Raw genomic sequence first — 16,336 nt, forward strand, 5'->3', positions numbered from 1 at the left:
AAAAAAAATCCGGCGCGGAAGCCGCGCCGGGGCTGATGTCTTGACGGCGCGCGCGCCGACTTACCCGTGTTTACGCAGGAACGCGGGGATTTCCAAGTGGTCCTTGGTCGGCCCGGGAGCGGCCGGTCGGCCATGCAAATCGAGAGTACCGCGTGCACCCTCGGCCGCCGGAACATGGGACGAAACCCTTGTGGGACCTGACTCAATCGCACTACGGGCGGCGTTGTCGTCAGCCTGCGAAGGAATGGGTTCTTCCTCGGCGGTCGGTTTGAGGTTGATGCCCACGTTGGAGGCCAGGCGCTTGAACAGCGCCCGCGCATTGCGCGGCTCGGCCTCGTGACGTTCCTGCGCCTCCTGTGACCGCCGCGCAACAATCGGCAGCTCCTCGGTGCGGGGCATGCGGCGTTGGCCTTCGGGCCGGGCAGCGTTCGAGGGCACATAGACACTGGGAACCGGCTCCTCATCACGCGGCAGCTGATCCTCGAACGAATCATGGCTGGCAGCGGCCGGGATATAGGGCTCGACGAAGACGCCATCGTCGTCCTGCGCGGCGGTGGCGGCGGGCGGCGCGGTCTCCCTGCCGATGGCCTCGGCCACGGCCGCTTCGACCTGATGGCCGATCTCCTCCTCGGCGGCCGCAATCGTCGCCGGGACGACATGCGACGGCTCGGGCGGCGCCTGGCGCTTGACCGAGAGCGGCGCGCGACCAGCATGCGGCCGGGCAGGCTCGAGCGCCTGAACCATGGCGGCGTCCGTGCCCGTGGCAACGACCGACACGCGGATGGTTCCGTTGAGATTGGGATCGAACGTGGCGCCGAGAATGATGTTGGCGTCCGAATCCACTTCCTCGCGGATGCGGCTCGCTGCCTCGTCGACCTCATAGAGGGTAAGATCCGGACCACCGGTGATGGAGATGAGCAGCCCGCGCGCGCCATGCATTGAGACGTCGTCGAGCAGCGGATTGGCGATCGCCGCCTCGGCCGCGTGGCGGGCGCGATCCTCGCCCGAAGCCTCACCCGTGCCCATCATCGCCTTGCCCATGCCGCGCATGACCGCGCGTACGTCGGCAAAGTCGAGGTTGATGAGCCCCTCCTTGACCATCAGGTCCGTGATGCAGGCTACGCCCGAGAACAGCACTTGGTCGGCCATGGAAAAGGCGTCGGCGAACGTGGTCTTTTCGTTGGCGACGCGGAAGAGGTTCTGGTTGGGGATGACAATGAGGGTATCGACATGCCGGTGCAGCTCGTCGATGCCGTCTTCGGCCAGCCGCGCACGGCGGTTGCCTTCGAACTGGAACGGCTTGGTGACCACCCCGACGGTAAGGATTCCCTGCTCGCGCGCCGCGCGTGCAACGACAGGCGCCGCGCCGGTGCCGGTGCCACCGCCCATGCCCGCGGTAATGAACACCATGTGCGAGCCCGAGAGGTGATCGTTGATCTCGTCGAAACTTTCCTCCGCCGCCGCCCGGCCGACTTCGGGATGCGAACCGGCACCCAGGCCTTCGGTGACGCCGACACCGAGCTGGATGATGCGTTGGGCCTTGGAGAGCGCCAGGGCTTGCGCATCGGTATTGGCCACGACGAAATCGACCCCGTCGAGGCCGGATTCGATCATGTTGTTGACCGCATTGCCGCCCGCGCCGCCGACTCCGAAAACCGTGATGCGGGGCTTGAGTTCCTGGATGTCGGGGATGGTGAGGTTGATGGTCATGAATGGCCCCATAATGGCGTGGTTGGAACTAGATTTACTCCGCCATTCGTTAACCGGACCCTAACAATTGCACCTACCACGTTAACGAATGCGCAAATTGCGAGGCTCGCCGGCGCCGGTGCTCACCTCTCATTAACCCTGTCCCTGTCGATCCGACCGTTCGACGATCGCTGAGTCCGAGCGCAAATGCGCTTGCATATAACCAAATTGTCATATAATACTTTGGTTATAGATTATAGGAAGGAGACCACAATGAGCAAGATCACCCCCAGCCTCTGGTTCGACAACAATCTGGAAGAAGCGATGGATTTCTATGTGTCGGTGTTCCCCGATGCCAAGATCCACAGCGTAACGCGCTATGGCGAAGCCGGACCGGGCAAGCCCGGCTCGGTGATGACCGGCGACTTCGAGATCGCCGGCCAGCGGTTCAACGCCATCAACGGCGGCCCGGACTTCAAGTTCAGCGAAGCCATCTCGTTCATCGTCGACTGCGAGGACCAAGCCGAAGTCGACTACTACTGGGACAAGCTTACCGCCAACGGCGGCAAGGAAGTCCAGTGCGGATGGCTGACGGACAAGTTCGGCCTGTCCTGGCAGATCGTCCCCCGGGCACTCTACGGGACCGTCACCGGCAAGGACGCGGAGGGCGCCAAGCGCGCAACGGAGGCGATGTTCAAGATGAAGAAGCTTGTCGTCGCCGAACTCGAGAACGCCTATCGCGGCTAAGAACCCGCCAGGACGTGCAAGAATGGAGCCGGGTCGCCGGCCCGGCTCCATTAGTTCAGGCCTTCCCCAGCGCCACCCGGATCGCCGTTTCAACAGGCGAATAGGCGCCGTCGGTCCGCTCCAGCATCAGCGGCTCGCGCGGCATGAGCGGTGGCTGGGCCATGAACCGTGGTCGCGTGCCGCGATGCGGCTGGGCCGCATGCACGAGGAACGGATGGCAGAGATAAACCGTGCCGGCCGGACCCGTGGCGAGCATCTCGGGCAGGTGCGCGGTTTCGGCAAAGCCATTCGCCGCCAGCTGCCCGAGCGTCAGCCCCTCATCCCCCGCCGGGGCCAGCTGTCGGGCGATATCGTGATGCGAGCCAACACGGATACGGGTCGGTGCATCCGCCTCCCCGACGTCCGAGAACAGGAACAGCATCAGAAGCGCCCTGCCCCTGGAGGTCACGTTCGCCCGCCACTCGAGGAAGTTCGGGGTATCGGTGCCGAAGCTCACGTCGATGTGCCAGCCGGCGTCGCCCGGGTCCTCCGGCGAGGGGAAACGCACCGGAAACGTGCCAAGGCTTGCCCGGGGTTGCCATCGCCCCGGCCCGACGAGTTCGTCGAACGCACCCCTCAGGCGTGGCGTATTTGCTGCCGCGATGAAAGGCGGTTGACTGTATTGTCCTAAACGGACAACGGGCCTGGTCCAGGTCGAGGGATCGTCAGGATCGCAGCCCCTATCCCGCCAGAGAATTGCGCGCGCCTCAGCCGCCGCCTCAGCGGGAAAGGCGTTGTCGAGCCGCACGAAACCGTCGGCGATGAATTGATCGATCTGCGCGCCGGTGAGCACGCGATTGAATTGGGAAGGCATGAAGAAGTCTCCAGTCGGCCGGAAGCAGCGCCCGGCAACAGAACTCGCGGCACCGTTGCGGCACCGCACCACGCACCTCTTGGGGCGCCTTGGGTTCAGGCGACTTGGAAGAACGCCGAAGCGATATTGAACTGGATGCTCTTCATGACGAGGGCAAGCTAGGCTACGCTCTCCCCGATTTCAACCCTACCCGCTGGAGCTACTATGCTGCAGGCCTTCTTCATTGCCTGGCTGGGCGTCATCGCTGCCCAGGCGTCGCCGGGACCCAATATGTTTGCGGTGGCCGAAGCCGCCTTGGGACAAGGCCGGCGGACGGCGCTGATGGTAGTTGCCGGGATCAATACCGGCATGTTGGTTTGGGCGACGGGTGTCGCCATCGGCCTCGGTGCACTTTTTGAAGAACTGCCCGTGCTGCTGACAGCGCTCAAGTTCCTCGGCGCCGCCTATCTGATCTACCTGGCCTACAAAGGCCTCAAGGCCGCGATCACGCCTGGGGGGTCGACGGTACGCGCAGCCAAGAGCAGACTTTCAGACATCGCTGCCTGGCGCCGTGGTTTCCTTGTTATCATGACCAATCCAAAGGCGGCACTGATGTGGTCGGCGGTCGCGACCTTTCTATTTGGAATGGAGCTTTCCAACGCTGAAGTACTGGCCTTCGGTCCGCTTGCGGTCGCCTCCGGAGTTGCCATCTACGGCACCTATGCCCTGTTGTTCTCGACCGGGGTCGCCACGCGCGTCTTCCAGCGCTTCTGGCGGATCATTGAGGCGATGTTCGGGGTCGCATTCGGCGCCTTGGGCACAATGCTCTTCTTCTCGGGCGCCAGGGATTTTCGGCCGTAATCAGAAGCTCGACCGCAGCCAGCTGCCGACGCGCGACAGATACCCGTCGGTACCCGTAAGCTTCCGGACCGGCCGCGGCTCGGTATATTCGTTGGCGCAGACCTGCGGATAGACCAGCATGCCGGTGACTGCAGCGAAAGCGGCGCCTTTGGCGAGCTCGGGCAGGCCCGCGATACCCATCGGACGACCGTTGCGCACGTTGCGGGCAAGCACGCGCCGCGCCAGCTCCGGCAGGCCGGTCAGTTCGCTGGCGCCACCCGTCAACACGAACCGTCGCCCGCAGACATCCATCATGCCGGTCGCCTGCATGCGGTCGCGGATAGCGGTCAGAACCTCCTCGATGCGCGGACGCATGATCCGGGTGAGGACCGAACGGGCCACCTGTCCCGGCGCCTCGTCGTGCGTCGCCCCCACGGGCTGGATCGGGATCATGTCGCGCTCGTCGGCCTGGCCGGGCAGCACCGAGCCATAGAAGGTCTTCAGGCGCTCGGCGTCGGCGATCGAGACCGAAAGCTGCCGGGCAAGATCGAGCGTCAGGTGATGTCCGCCGATGGCGATGGCATCGGCATAGACGAGGCGGCCCTCGTTGAACACCGAGACCGTCGTCGTCGCGCCGCCGAAATCGATGCAGGCGACACCGAGCTTGGCCTCGTCATCGACAAGCGTCGCGAGCCCCGAAGCGTAAGGCGTGGCGACGAGCGCCTCGATCTGCAGGTGGCAACGGTGCAGCACCAGCTCGAGGTTACGCATGGCGAGCGTCTCGGCGCTGACCACCGCGACGTCGACGCCAAGCCTTTCCCCAACCATGCCCTTGGGATCGGCGACGCCCCTGTGGCCGTCGAGCGAGAAGCCGATAGGCAGCGCATGGATGATCGACCGCTCAGGCCTTACCGAGCGCTCGTTGACGGCTCGCAACACCTTGACGATGTCGGTCTTCTCGACCTCCTCGCCGTCGAGCGAGACGGTCGCCGAGAAGGTCTCCGATCCGAGCCGCCCGGCGGTGACGTTGACGATGACCGTCTCGACTGTCAGCCCCGCCGCCCGCTCGGCCATGCCGACCACCGACCGGATGGCGTGCTCGGCCTTGTCGATGTCAGTCACCACCCCGCTCTTGACCCCGGCCGAGGGGCCGTAGCCGAAGCCGATGACCTCGGCCTTGTGCGTGCGACCTTTGAGCGCCTTGCCTTCCGGCCGCGGCACCAGCCGGGCAATGACACAGCACATTTTGACCGAGCCGATGTCGAGCACCGCCACCAGGCTCGTGCGGCCCGGCTGCAGCGGGCGGAGACGGGCAGTCAGGGAGTCGGTGATCATTCTTTTTCGTCGTTTTCTTCGCGTTGGGCGGGTCTGAGCGCCACCATGCCGGGGTTGCGCAGGTCGATGATGGTCACGTCCCGGTCGAGGAGGGCGTAGTCGCGCTGATAGGTTTCGAGCTGGCGCAGCGCTTGAGCAACGCCGAACTCGGGAAGCTGCACCCGCAGCCCCGTGTCATAGACCAGATCCCAGCGCCGGTCGGCGATGCGCGAGAGCGCGACGACATCGGCGGAGAGATCGGGGAATTGGTCGAGGGAACGGATCATCACCATGGCGTCGTCCGCCGCCCCATCGCCGATAACGAGCGGCAGATCGCCCCAGGCGCCGTGGTCCTCGCCGATCTGCTCGCCATGCGCATCGACGAGGAAGGTCACCCCATCGACCCGCCAGCGCGCCACGGGTTCTTTCTCCATGACGGTCACGACGACGTCGGCAGGGTAGATCTTGCGGATGGTGACGGTCTCGACGGCGGGCAACTCGGCGACGCGCGTGCGGGCCGCCTCGGCATCGAAATCAAGCGTCGACGTGCGCGGGGCGATGCCGAGCGCGGCGAGAATCTCGCTCTCACGCGTCAGCACCTGACCGGTAATGGAAATCTCGCCGACCGCGAAGCCGGCGTCGGCGAATTCACCGTTGAGCAGGCCTGCAGTTGTCGAAAGCCCCGTCCCGATCGGCTCGCGCGCCTGCCAGACGGCGAGTAGGACAAGGCAGGCGAGGCAGATCGCGCCTGCCCGCATGATCAGCCGGCTGTGCAGAACCCAGATACGCTCGAACCCGATCCGCGCGCGCCGCACAGGCGGCCGTTTGACCACAGGCAGGGAACGGGGATCGACAGGACGGGCGTCGGCGAGAAAAGCCTTTGTGCCTACCTGTTGCAACTCGCGTCCTCCACCATCCAGGAGACAAGCTCTTCGAACGAATGCCCTGCGGCAAGCGCCTGCTCCGGAACGAGGGAGGTCGGGGTCATTCCCGGCTGCGTGTTGAGCTCGAGGCAGACCAGTTGACCATCTTCGCCTGCCGCTTCGTTGTAGCGGAAGTCGGTCCGCGTCACGCCCCGGCAGCCCAGTGCAGCGTGGGCCTTGAGGCTCATCTTCTGCACTTTGTCGTAAATATTCGGTGAAATCGGCGCCGGAACGATGTGGTGCGATCCGCCTTCGGTGTATTTGGCCTCGTAATTGTAGAACGCGAGATCGGTCACGATCTCGGTGACGCCCAGCGCCACATCCCCCATTACGGCGCATGTCAGTTCCCGCCCGGGGATGTAGCGCTCGACCATCACCTCCTCCCCCGACTTCCAGTCTTCGCGCAACAATTCCTGCGGCGGATGGCTCTGCTCGGCCTTTACGATGAAGATGCCGAGGCTCGACCCGTCGGCGATGGGTTTGATGACATAGGGCGGTGCCATGACGTGATCACGCGCGGCCTCCGCCCGCGACACGATCACGTGATCGGTCACCGGAATGCCGACCGCCTTGAACATGATCTTGGACTGGTGCTTGTCCATGGCCAGCGCCGAGGCAAGCACGCCCGAGTGGGTGTAGGGGATCTGCATAAGTTCAAGCAGCCCCTGCATCATGCCGCTTTCCCCGAACGCGCCATGCAGCGCATTGAACGCGACATCCGGCTTCAGTTCCTCGAGCCGGTGAGCGATATCGCGCTCTACATCCACCTCGGTGACTCGATAACCCGCCCGCAGCAGCGCCTGCGCACACTCTGTGCCCGAACTCAGCGAAACCGGCCGCTCGTTGGACCATCCGCCCATGAGGACGGCGACATGCTTGCTCATGGATGGCTCCGGTTATGATGGACTGCGCGCTGCGGCAAGTCACTGGACACCCCCCTCCCGGCCTCCCCCACAAGGGGGGAGGTGAAGGTCAGTGTTTTTGGAACAATGGTGCCACAACCCCAATGCGGCACCTCCCCCCTTGTGGGGGAGGATGGGAGGGGGGTCGCGCTCAGCGCGCTCAACACCATCATACCGCCCCCGTGAAGACGTCGCCGTCGAGGAACTCGCGCACCTCGCGGCCGGGAACGAAGTGGCCCATGCGGCGAATCTCCCATTGCAGGTCGATACCGTGCGTGGCCCGCACGCGGTGGCGCACCGTCTCGCCTAGCGTCTCGATGTCATGGGCGTCGGCGTTGCCGAGGTTCAGGAGGAAGTTGGCGTGCATCTCGCTCATTTGCGCATCGCCGATCCGAAGGCCCCGGCAACCCGCCTCGTCGATCAGCTTCCAGCTCGAATAGCCTTCCGGATTCTTGAACGTCGAGCCGCCCGTCCTGGCGCGGGTCGGCTGGCTCGACTCACGCGTCTCGGTGATCTCGCGCATGCGCTTGAGGATATCGTCTTTGTCGCCCGGGATGCCTTGGTAGACCGCTGAGGTGAAGATCGCGCCGCGCGGTCCGTTCGACTTGCGATAGCGGTAGCCCATGTCGGCGTTCGAGAGCGTGACGACCTCGCCCTGCCGCGTTACGGCGCGCAATTCGACGACGCGCTCGCGCGTTTCGGTGCCGTAACAACCCGCGTTCATATAGAGCGCCCCGCCGATGCCACCTGGAATGCCGCGATAAAAGCTCAACCCGTCGATGCCTGCTTCCGCCGCGGCGGTTGCCACCTTCACATCCGGCAGTGCCACCCCGACCCTCAGCCGGTGATCATCGAGTATCTCGATCTGGCCGAACGCCTTGCCGGCAAGCCGGATGACGACTCCGTCGAGCCCGCCGTCGCGGATGAGGAGGTTGGAGCCGAGGCCGATGGTCGTAACTTTGAACTCGACCGGCAGGTTCTTGAGGAAGAACGCCAGGTCCTCCTCATCATCCGGCGTGAAGAAGAGCTGCGCCGGCCCACCGACGCGGAACCAGGTGACTTCCGAGAGCGGCTGGTTGGGCACCAGCTTACCGCGGACCTCGTCGATCCACGGCTTTAAGGCCGGGATGAGGTCGGGATAGGTCATGCCGGCGCCTTGCCGATCATCTTGCCCAGCTCACCCGGCAGGGCCGTCGCCCACTGGGTGATGTTGCCCGCCCCGAGACAGACGACGTAGTCCCCCTCTTCGACCCGCTCGGCCAACATCGGCGCAAGCACTTCCGGACCCGGGATGGCGCGCACGTCGCGGTGGCCACGGGCGCGGATGCGGGCGACGAGCTCGTCGTGGGTGACGCCGGCGATCGGCTGCTCGCCCGCCGCATAGACCGGCGCGACCAGGACCGTGTCGGCATCGTTGAAGCAAGCGGCGAAATCGTCGAACAGGTCATGCAGACGCGAATAGCGGTGTGGCTGGACGATCGCGACGACGTCACGCTTGGCCGACTGGCGCGCCGCGCGCAGCACCGAGGCGATCTCGACCGGGTGATGCCCATAGTCGTCGATGACGGTAACGCCCCCGACCACCCCGACGCGGGTGAAGCGCCGCTTGACGCCGGAGAACGTCTTCAGCCCCTTGCGGATGGCCTCTGCCGGCACATGGAGCTGGTCGGCGACGGCGATGGCGGCTGTGGCATTGAGCGCATTGTGCTCGCCGGGCATCGGCAGCTCCAGCCCGTCGATGCGCAGGTGCGTCATGCGCATGCGGTCACGGATTTCGACCGAAAACCGGCTGATGCCGTTCTCGTTGACGAGATCGACGAGCCGCACGTCCGCCTGCGGGTTGCGGCCATAAGTGATGACGCGCCGGTCCCGCACCTCGCCCACCAGCGCCTGCACATCGGGATGGTCGAGGCACATCACGGCAAAGCCGTAGAAGGGCACGTTCTCGACGAAAGTGTGGAAGGCTTTCTTGACGCCGGCGAAATCCCGGTAGTGGTCGAGGTGCTCGGGATCGATATTGGTGACGACGGCAACGTCCGCCGGCAATTTAATGAAGGTGCCGTCGCTCTCGTCGGCCTCCACCACCATCCACTCTCCGCCCCCAAGCCGGGCATTGGTTCCATAGGCGTTGATGATTCCGCCGTTGATGACCGTCGGGTCCATGTTGGCGGCATCGAGAAGGGTCGCCACCAGAGTCGTCGTGGTCGTTTTGCCATGGGTGCCGCCGATGGCGATGGCGTTCTTGAACCGCATGATCTCGGCCAGCATCTCGGCGCGCCGCACGACCGGCAGGAACCGTGCCCGCGCCGCAACAAGCTCTGGGTCGTCGCGTTTGATGGCCGAGGAAACGACGACCACCGCCGCTTCACCGAGATTGTCGGGTGACTGGCCGATAGCGACCTTGATGCCGAGGTCCCTGAGGCGCTGGACATTGGCGCTCGCGACCGTGTCCGATCCCTGCACCTTATAGCCCTGGTTGAAGAGGATCTCGGCGATCCCGCTCATGCCGATGCCGCCGATGCCAATGAAGTGCACCGGTCCGATATTGCGCGGCATTTTCATGTGAAAGAGTCCATTCCTATTTCCCCTGCCCGGCGAGCCGCTCGGCGAGGTCGGCGAGCTTTTCGACGGCCAGCGGCTGGCCGAGCGAAAGCGAGGCGGCCGCAGCGCGGGCAAGCGTTTGGGGGTCCGATAACAGCGTTGCCAGGCGAGTGCCAAGCGATTGCGGTGAAAGCGTGGCCTGCTCGGCGATCCAGCCGCCGCCGGCAGCTTCGACGACCGTGGCGTTGGTCTTCTGGTCGGCATCGAGCGAACCGGGCAACGGCACGAGGATCGCCGGGCGGCCGACGACCGCCAGATCGGCTATCGTCAAGGCGCCAGCACGCGATATCACGAGGTGCGCCCCAGCCAGCCTTTCGGGCAGGTCCGCTATGAACGGTGTCAGCTCCACATTTACTCTTGATCGCCGATAGGCCTCGGCCACCCGGTCGAGGTCCTCCGGGCGGCACTGCTGCGTGATGACCAGGCGGTGGCGCAGCGACTCCGGCAAACCGGCGATGGCAGGCGGAACCAGATCCGCAAAGATGCGCGCGCCCTGGCTGCCGCCGTAAATCAGGATGCGAACCGGTTCGTTGGGCGAAAGCGATGGATAGGGAGTGCCGGCCAGAGCCCGCACCCGATCCCGAACGGGATTTCCGGTCACCACACGCTCGATCGTCAGATCCTCGGTGAATTTGACGGAGGGAAAACCCGTGGCCAGAACCTGGGCAAACCGGATCAGTGCCTTGTTGGCGCGGCCCAGCACCGCATTAGCCTCGTGCAGAATACCGGGAATGCCCACCAAGCGCGCGGCAACCATCGGTGGAAACGTTGGATAGCCGCCAAAGCCGACGACGGCGTCAGGCTTGATCGACCGCAACTGTGATGCGCAGACAGCTATGCCGTAGAGGATCGTAAATCCCGCACCGATGAACTTGAAGGGATTGCGGATCGAGGGGGTCGCCGCCGGCACGACATAGGTCTTGCGCGCCGGGAAGTCCTGCCCATAGCTCGCCACGCGGTGGTCGGTCATCAGGTCGACGACGTGGCCGCGGCGGCGCAGCTCCTGCGCCAGCGCCATGGCCGGGAAGAGATGCCCTCCCGTACCGCCGGCCATGAGGACGAAGGTTTTCATTCGGCGGGCGCCAACGCAGTGCGATAGATGGGAAGGCCGGTCGACAAGCGTTCCTCGGGTTTGGTGCGGGTCAGGGCCAGCATTAGCCCCATTCCGAAGGCGACCGCAATCATCGACGTGCCACCATAGGACACGAACGGCAGCGTCATGCCCTTGGGCGGGATGAGGTTGAGGTTGACCGCCAGGTTAATGCCCGCCTGCATGGCAAGCTGGATGGCGAGCGTCGAGGCGGCAAGCCGCGCAAAGAGGTTCGACTGGCGCTGCGCACCGATCATGGCGCGGATGACTATAAAGGCGAAGAGACCCACGAGCACCAGGCAGAAGAGAATGCCGAACTCACCCGCCGCCGCCGAGAACACATAATCGGCATGGGCGTCAGGGATCATCTTCTTGGCTATGGATTCGCCCGGCCCCCGGCCGAACCAGCCGCCCTCGAGCAGGGATTCGAGCGCCCGGTCGATCTGGTAAGTGTTGCCGCCCCCTTCCGGATTGAGAAAGGTGTCGATGCGGCGGGCAAAATGCGGGAAAAACGTGTAGGCGCCGAAGAGCATCGCGCCGGCCGCGCCGGCGAGCCCGACGATGATCCACCAGGAAATCCCCGAAAGGAACAGCAGTGTTGCCCAGGTGGCGAAGACCAGCGCGGTCTGGCCGATATCGGGCTGCAGAAGGAGCGCCGTCAGGATCGATAGCATGATGGCGGTGGCGATCAGGCGGCCCGGCACGTTCTTGACGATCATGCTTTCCGAAAAGAGCCACGCGGCAATGACCGCGAAGGCCGGCTTGACGAATTCGGAAGGCTGCAGGCTCTGTCCGGCAAAGGAAATCCACCGCCGCGCGCCCTTGACCTCGGTGCCGAAGCGCAGGGTCGCCCAGAGCAGCACGAGACTGATGGCGAGTGTCAGCAGCGCCGCGACGCGCGCCTGCCGGTGGGTGAGAAGGGAGGTGCCGACCAGCACCGCGATCGTCGGCACCATGAACCCGGCGTGGCGGACGACGAAGTGCCAGGGACTGAGGCCCAGCCGCTCGGCGACCGGCGGGCTGGCAGGAAAGCTCAGCACCATCCCCGCCGCCAGCAGCAGCAGGAGCGCGGCAAGCAAGCCGCGGTCGATACTCCACCACCATTCGGCAAGAGGCGTTTTCTGGGCGCGTGAAAACATGTCGACGCCGACCGGCTACCCGGTCCCTTTTGAATAAAATATGACGCGAACCTTAGCGCAGCGGTGGTTACTGATTTCCAACCGGGCTTGCGATTTGCGAAAGGGACGGTGGATGGGCCGAACCGAGGGGTGTTGGGATTCAGGTCAGGCCGAGGCGAAAATGGCCCTTTTCGAGAACCGAAGCGCAGCGTACCTTCGGGTACGTGAGCAACGGAAGCGCAGACCCGAAGGGCCGCGCAAGCGAATATGGCCGTTGGCAGACCGGCATCACCTGAATCTCAACGCCCCTAGCGCAGCTTCAGCGAGCTCAGTCCGATCAGCGCGAGGACGAACGAGATGATCCAGAAGCGGATCACCACCTGGCTCTCGGTCCAACCCAGGTGCTCGAAATGGTGGTGGATGGGAGCCATGCGGAAGACGCGCTTGCCCGTCAGGCGGAAAGAGACGACCTGCACGATCACTGACACCGTCTCCAGGACGAAGAGGCCCCCGACAATGGCGAGCACGATCTCGTGCTTGACGGCGACCGCAATGGAGCCAAGCGCCCCTCCGAGCGCCAGGGAGCCGGTATCGCCCATGAAGATCTGGGCTGGGGGCGCGTTGAACCAGAGGAAGCCAAGCCCGGCCCCGATAAGCGCGCCGCACACGACCGAGAGCTCGGCCGTACCCGGCACGTAGTTGATGAGCAGATAGTCCGAAAAGGTGACCGAGCCGACGAGATAGGCAATGAGCCCGAAACAGGCCGAGGCCACCATCACCGGCACGATGGCGAGCCCGTCGAGCCCGTCAGTAAGGTTGACCGAATTGCCCGCCGCCACCACGACGAAGGCACCGAAGACGACAAAGAACCACCCGAGCTCGAGGGCAAGACCTTTGACGAACGGGAAGAGCAGCGAAGTGGAGAAAGGATCTTCTCCGAGCTGCGAGATAGCAAAGCAGGCGATACCGGCAATGACCGCCTCGAGGGCCAGCCGCTGCCTGCCGCCGAAGCCTTTGTGGCTCATCCGCTTGACCTTGAGGAAATCGTCGTAAAAGCCGATGGCACCGAACCCCACCGTCACCAGCAGCACCACCCAGACATAGCCGTTGGCAAGGTTGGCCCAGAGCAGCGTCGAGATGACCACACCTGAAAGGATCATCAGCCCGCCCATGGTGGGCGTGCCCTTCTTGGTCAGCAGATGCCCCTGCGGCCCGTCTTCGCGGATCGGCTGCCCGTGGCCCTGACGCAGACGCAGTGCCTTGATCATGCCCGGGCCGAAGAGGAAGATGAAGAAGAGCGCGGTGATCACGGCGCCGGCGGTACGGAAGGTGATGTAGCGGAAGACGTTGAAGACCGAGAGCGTGTCGCCCAGCTGGCCAAGAAAATAGAGCATATCGTCGAACGTCCTCGCAGGGCGGCGGTTATTGGAACTTGTCGCGAATCTTCTGGACGAGCCCCGCGAGCCGCATGCCGTTGGACCCTTTGACCATAACTGCGTCGCCATAGGCAAGGCTGTCGAGGAGCGGCTCTGCCAGCTCTTCGGCGCTCTTGGCGTGCAGCGTTACGCGACCGGCCTCCAGCGCCTCGGCCAGGGCCCACATGTGCTCGCCCACAAGATAAACCCGGTCGGCACCGCTGGCGCCGACGGCGTCGGCAAGGCTCGCATGCAGGGCCGCGCTGTCCTTGCCGAGCTCGAGCATGTCACCCAGAACCACGATCTTGCGACCGCCCGGTGCCTCCTGGCTGGCAAAGACCTCGAGCGCGGCGCGCATGGAGGCGGTATTGGCGTTGTAGCTTTCGTCGGTCAGAACCAGGGGGACGTCCGCCTCGCCCAAAAGCGACTTCTGCCCCCTGCCCGCCTGCGCACCGAACGCCGCGAGCGCCCCGAGCGCCACGGATGGGTCGATCCCCGACAGCACCGCCGTGGCCAGAGCGCCAGCCGCGTTGGCAACCATGTGCCGACCGGGCGCCGCGATGGTCAGTCGATAGTGCTCGTCCCCGTGACGAATCTCGGCGCTGGCTGCATCTCCCAGCACCTGATAGTCCGTAACCTGCCAATCGCTGTCCGGCGCTAGACCATAGGTCACGACCGTTCCGACACCCGCGCGCTCGGCCTCCTGTCGCAGCAGGCCGAGCTGGTCGTGATCGGCTCCGATGAGCGCGGTTCCGCCCGGCTCGAGCCCCGAAAAGATCTCCGCCTTGGCCCGCGCAATGCCTTCAAGCGAGCCGAACGCGTCGAGATGCGCGGGCGCGATGCTGGTGATGACCGCAATGTGCGGCCGCACGAGCTTGACGAGCGGCGTGATCTCGCCGGCATGGTTCATGCCGATCTCGAAGACACCGAAATCAACATCGCGCGGCAGGCGCGCCAGGGTGAGCGGCACCCCCCAGTGGTTGTTGAAGCTCTTGATCGAAGCGTGAGTGTTGCCCGCCGCCGAAAAGACAAGGCGCAACGCCTCCTTTGTGGTCGTCTTGCCGACGCTTCCGGTAACGGCCACGATCTGCGCCCGCGAGCGCGCCCTCGCCGCTCGGGCCAGCGCCTCCAAGCCTTCGAGGGCGTCCGGCACCACCAGTATGGGCCCAGAAAGCCCGCCAGCCTTTTCCTGCGAAACCATGGCGGCGGCCGCACCATTCTCCAGCGCCTGGTCGACGAAGTCGTGTCCGTCGAACCTCTCGCCCTTGATGGCAACGAACAGGGCACCACCCAGAGCGATGTCGCGCGAGTCGATCGAGATCGAGGAAATGCCCTCCTCGCTCAGGCCGCGAGCAGTGCCGCCGGTCGCGTCGGCGAGCTCGTCGCGGGTAAAGAGCGGTGCCATCGCTATCCTTCCAGCGCCTCGGCTACGACCTCATGGTCGGAGAAATGGAACTTTTCGGTACCCACGATCTGGTAGTCCTCGTGCCCTTTGCCGGCAACCAGCAGTACGTCGCCCGAGCCCAGCTCCTTGACCGCGGTGGTAATGGCCAGCCGCCTGTCGCCAATCTCGCGGGCGCCGTTGGCTGCCGCCAGGATCTCGCGGCGGATGACTGCCGCATCCTCGGTTCGTGGATTGTCGTCGGTGACGATCACGTCATCGGCCAGCCGTTTGGCGACTTCCCCCATCATCGGCCGCTTGCCCTTGTCGCGGTCGCCGCCGGCACCGAAGACAACCCGGAGCTTACCCTTGGCATAAGGGCGGAGCGCTGCGAGCGCATGTTCGAGCGCGGCGGGTTTGTGCGAATAGTCGACGAAGATAGCCGCCCCGTTGCGCTCGCCAACCAGCTCGAGCCGCCCCCTGGCGCCGCTCAGCTCCTCGAGCGCGGGAAAGGCCTGTCGCTTGTCAACGCCCGTCGACATGGCAAGGGCGGCAGCGATCAACGCGTTGGAGACCTGGAATTCGCCCGTCAGCGGCAGGTGAAAGCTCAGCTTCTCACCGACATGGCGCACCTCGACCCGCTGCCCGTAGCCTTCCGGCTCGATCGAGAGGATTTCGATATAGGCCCCTTCCCGCCCGACGGTCAAAAGCGTCGAGCCGCGCGAAAGGGCCGCGAACATGAACGGTTCGTGTTCCGGATCGTCGACATTGACGACCGCCGGACCGTTGTCGACCAGAAGGTCGGTAAACAGCCGCAGCTTTGCGTCGCGATAGGCATCCATGTCGCCGTGATAGTCGAGATGGTCGCGGTTGAGGTTGGTGAAGGCCACGGCCTCGAAATAGCAGCCATCGAGCCGGCGCTGTTCGAGCCCATGACTCGAGGCTTCGAGCACCACATGGTTGACGCCCTGCGCCTTGAGCGCCCTGAGGTTCTGGTGGAGCGTGCGCGAGTCCGGAGTGGTCAGGCTTCCTTCGCGCGGGCCCCTGCGCGTTTCGACGCCGAGCGTGCCGATGCTGCCAGCCGGGATGCCCGCGAATTCCCAGATCTGCCGTGTGAACGAGGCGACCGAGGTCTTGCCGTTGGTGCCGGTAACGGCCACGACGATCTCGGGCTGCGGATCGAAGACGCGCGCAGCCGCCCGCGCATAGGCGGCGCGGACATCGCCGACCTTGATCACCGGAACGCCCGGATCGCCTACGGGATCGCGGTCCGAAACCACCGCCAGTGCTCCGCGTTTGAGCGCTTCCTCGATGTGCTCGATGCCGTGAGTATTGACGCCTGGCAATGCGAAGAACACATCGCCCGGCTCGATCGCGCGGCTGTCTGAATTGATGCCGAAGACCGGCGCCAGCCCCTTCTTGGGGCGTGCGCCGGAACCTTCCAGGAGTTGAGTTACGCTCAAAGACACGGGGGTGAGGATCCT

Annotated in this window: 14 protein-coding genes; 2 read left to right on the forward strand and 12 right to left on the reverse strand. The window is 64.8% G+C overall.

Annotated elements, in window-relative coordinates; all coding sequences use genetic code 11:
• Positions 1-60: 60 nt before the first annotated feature.
• A complete protein-coding gene (ftsZ, locus tag QQK18_RS03640) occupies positions 61-1,710 on the reverse strand; it encodes a cell division protein FtsZ (RefSeq protein WP_284338926.1) in 1,650 nt (549 codons plus the stop codon).
• Positions 1,711-1,962: 252 nt separating this feature from the next.
• Between ftsZ and QQK18_RS03645 the strand changes: the two genes are divergently transcribed.
• Positions 1,963-2,436 (forward strand): VOC family protein, encoded by a 474-nt coding sequence (locus tag QQK18_RS03645; RefSeq protein WP_284338927.1) that lies wholly within the window; start codon positions 1,963-1,965, stop codon positions 2,434-2,436.
• A gap of 55 nt (positions 2,437-2,491) precedes the next feature.
• Here the strand turns inward: QQK18_RS03645 and QQK18_RS03650 are convergent, their stop codons facing one another.
• Positions 2,492-3,289: a phytanoyl-CoA dioxygenase family protein gene (locus QQK18_RS03650; RefSeq protein WP_284338928.1), complete on the reverse strand. Its 798-nt coding sequence runs from the start codon at positions 3,287-3,289 to the stop codon at positions 2,492-2,494.
• 204 nt (positions 3,290-3,493) lie between these two features.
• Between QQK18_RS03650 and QQK18_RS03655 the strand changes: the two genes are divergently transcribed.
• Positions 3,494-4,129 carry a LysE family translocator gene (locus QQK18_RS03655; RefSeq protein ID WP_284338929.1) on the forward strand — a complete coding sequence of 212 codons (636 nt, stop codon included), beginning with the start codon at positions 3,494-3,496 and terminating at the stop codon, positions 4,127-4,129.
• Here the strand turns inward: QQK18_RS03655 and ftsA are convergent, their stop codons facing one another.
• From ftsA to QQK18_RS03705, 10 genes are all read right to left on the reverse strand, one after another.
• Entirely contained in the window at positions 4,130-5,443 is a 1,314-nt protein-coding gene (ftsA, locus tag QQK18_RS03660; protein ID WP_284338930.1) for a cell division protein FtsA, read from the reverse strand. It lies immediately after the preceding gene.
• Positions 5,440-6,321: a cell division protein FtsQ/DivIB gene (locus tag QQK18_RS03665; protein ID WP_284338931.1), complete on the reverse strand. Its 882-nt coding sequence runs from the start codon at positions 6,319-6,321 to the stop codon at positions 5,440-5,442. The genes ftsA and QQK18_RS03665 overlap by 4 nt, the downstream gene beginning before the upstream one ends.
• A complete protein-coding gene (locus QQK18_RS03670; RefSeq protein ID WP_284338932.1) occupies positions 6,309-7,229 on the reverse strand; it encodes a D-alanine--D-alanine ligase in 921 nt (306 codons plus the stop codon). The genes QQK18_RS03665 and QQK18_RS03670 overlap by 13 nt, the downstream gene beginning before the upstream one ends.
• Positions 7,230-7,416: 187 nt before the next feature.
• On the reverse strand, positions 7,417-8,394 hold the full coding sequence (murB, locus tag QQK18_RS03675) for a UDP-N-acetylmuramate dehydrogenase (protein WP_284338933.1): 978 nt from the start codon (positions 8,392-8,394) through the stop codon (positions 7,417-7,419).
• Complete coding sequence (gene murC, locus QQK18_RS03680; protein ID WP_284338934.1) at positions 8,391-9,809, reverse strand: UDP-N-acetylmuramate--L-alanine ligase; 1,419 nt, start codon at positions 9,807-9,809, stop codon at positions 8,391-8,393. The genes murB and murC overlap by 4 nt, the downstream gene beginning before the upstream one ends.
• A gap of 16 nt (positions 9,810-9,825) precedes the next feature.
• The gene (gene murG, locus QQK18_RS03685) at positions 9,826-10,920 is read right to left on the reverse strand and encodes an undecaprenyldiphospho-muramoylpentapeptide beta-N-acetylglucosaminyltransferase (protein ID WP_284338935.1); all 1,095 of its coding nucleotides are present in this window, start codon (positions 10,918-10,920) and stop codon (positions 9,826-9,828) included.
• Entirely contained in the window at positions 10,917-12,077 is a 1,161-nt protein-coding gene (locus QQK18_RS03690; protein WP_284338936.1) for an FtsW/RodA/SpoVE family cell cycle protein, read from the reverse strand. Before QQK18_RS03690 ends, murG begins: the two co-directional genes overlap by 4 nt.
• A gap of 287 nt (positions 12,078-12,364) precedes the next feature.
• Positions 12,365-13,450, reverse strand: coding sequence for a phospho-N-acetylmuramoyl-pentapeptide-transferase (gene mraY, locus QQK18_RS03695; protein WP_284338937.1), 1,086 nt, complete (start codon positions 13,448-13,450; stop codon positions 12,365-12,367).
• 28 nt (positions 13,451-13,478) lie between these two features.
• Positions 13,479-14,876 (reverse strand): UDP-N-acetylmuramoyl-tripeptide--D-alanyl-D-alanine ligase, encoded by a 1,398-nt coding sequence (locus QQK18_RS03700; RefSeq protein ID WP_284338938.1) that lies wholly within the window; start codon positions 14,874-14,876, stop codon positions 13,479-13,481.
• A gap of 2 nt (positions 14,877-14,878) precedes the next feature.
• Positions 14,879-16,321: a UDP-N-acetylmuramoyl-L-alanyl-D-glutamate--2,6-diaminopimelate ligase gene (locus tag QQK18_RS03705; RefSeq protein ID WP_284338939.1), complete on the reverse strand. Its 1,443-nt coding sequence runs from the start codon at positions 16,319-16,321 to the stop codon at positions 14,879-14,881.
• Between the last annotated feature and the right edge of the window lie 15 nt (positions 16,322-16,336).

Origin of the sequence: Devosia nitrariae (genome assembly GCF_030160115.1) — a bacterium.
Taxonomy (GTDB): domain Bacteria; phylum Pseudomonadota; class Alphaproteobacteria; order Rhizobiales; family Devosiaceae; genus Devosia; species Devosia nitrariae.

Bases quoted from the DNA above. Each gene is read 5' to 3' on its own strand.
- ftsZ (WP_284338926.1), bottom strand. From the start codon at position 1,710: ATGACCATCAACCTCACCATCCCCGACATCCAGGAACTCAAGCCCCGC.
- QQK18_RS03645 (WP_284338927.1), top strand. From the start codon at position 1,963: ATGAGCAAGATCACCCCCAGCCTCTGGTTCGACAACAATCTGGAAGAA.
- QQK18_RS03650 (WP_284338928.1), bottom strand. From the start codon at position 3,289: ATGCCTTCCCAATTCAATCGCGTGCTCACCGGCGCGCAGATCGATCAA.
- QQK18_RS03655 (WP_284338929.1), top strand. From the start codon at position 3,494: ATGCTGCAGGCCTTCTTCATTGCCTGGCTGGGCGTCATCGCTGCCCAG.
- ftsA (WP_284338930.1), bottom strand. From the start codon at position 5,443: ATGATCACCGACTCCCTGACTGCCCGTCTCCGCCCGCTGCAGCCGGGC.
- QQK18_RS03670 (WP_284338932.1), bottom strand. From the start codon at position 7,229: ATGAGCAAGCATGTCGCCGTCCTCATGGGCGGATGGTCCAACGAGCGG.
- murB (WP_284338933.1), bottom strand. From the start codon at position 8,394: ATGACCTATCCCGACCTCATCCCGGCCTTAAAGCCGTGGATCGACGAG.
- murC (WP_284338934.1), bottom strand. From the start codon at position 9,809: ATGAAAATGCCGCGCAATATCGGACCGGTGCACTTCATTGGCATCGGC.
- murG (WP_284338935.1), bottom strand. From the start codon at position 10,920: ATGAAAACCTTCGTCCTCATGGCCGGCGGTACGGGAGGGCATCTCTTC.
- QQK18_RS03690 (WP_284338936.1), bottom strand. From the start codon at position 12,077: ATGTTTTCACGCGCCCAGAAAACGCCTCTTGCCGAATGGTGGTGGAGT.
- mraY (WP_284338937.1), bottom strand. From the start codon at position 13,450: ATGCTCTATTTTCTTGGCCAGCTGGGCGACACGCTCTCGGTCTTCAAC.
- QQK18_RS03700 (WP_284338938.1), bottom strand. From the start codon at position 14,876: ATGGCACCGCTCTTTACCCGCGACGAGCTCGCCGACGCGACCGGCGGC.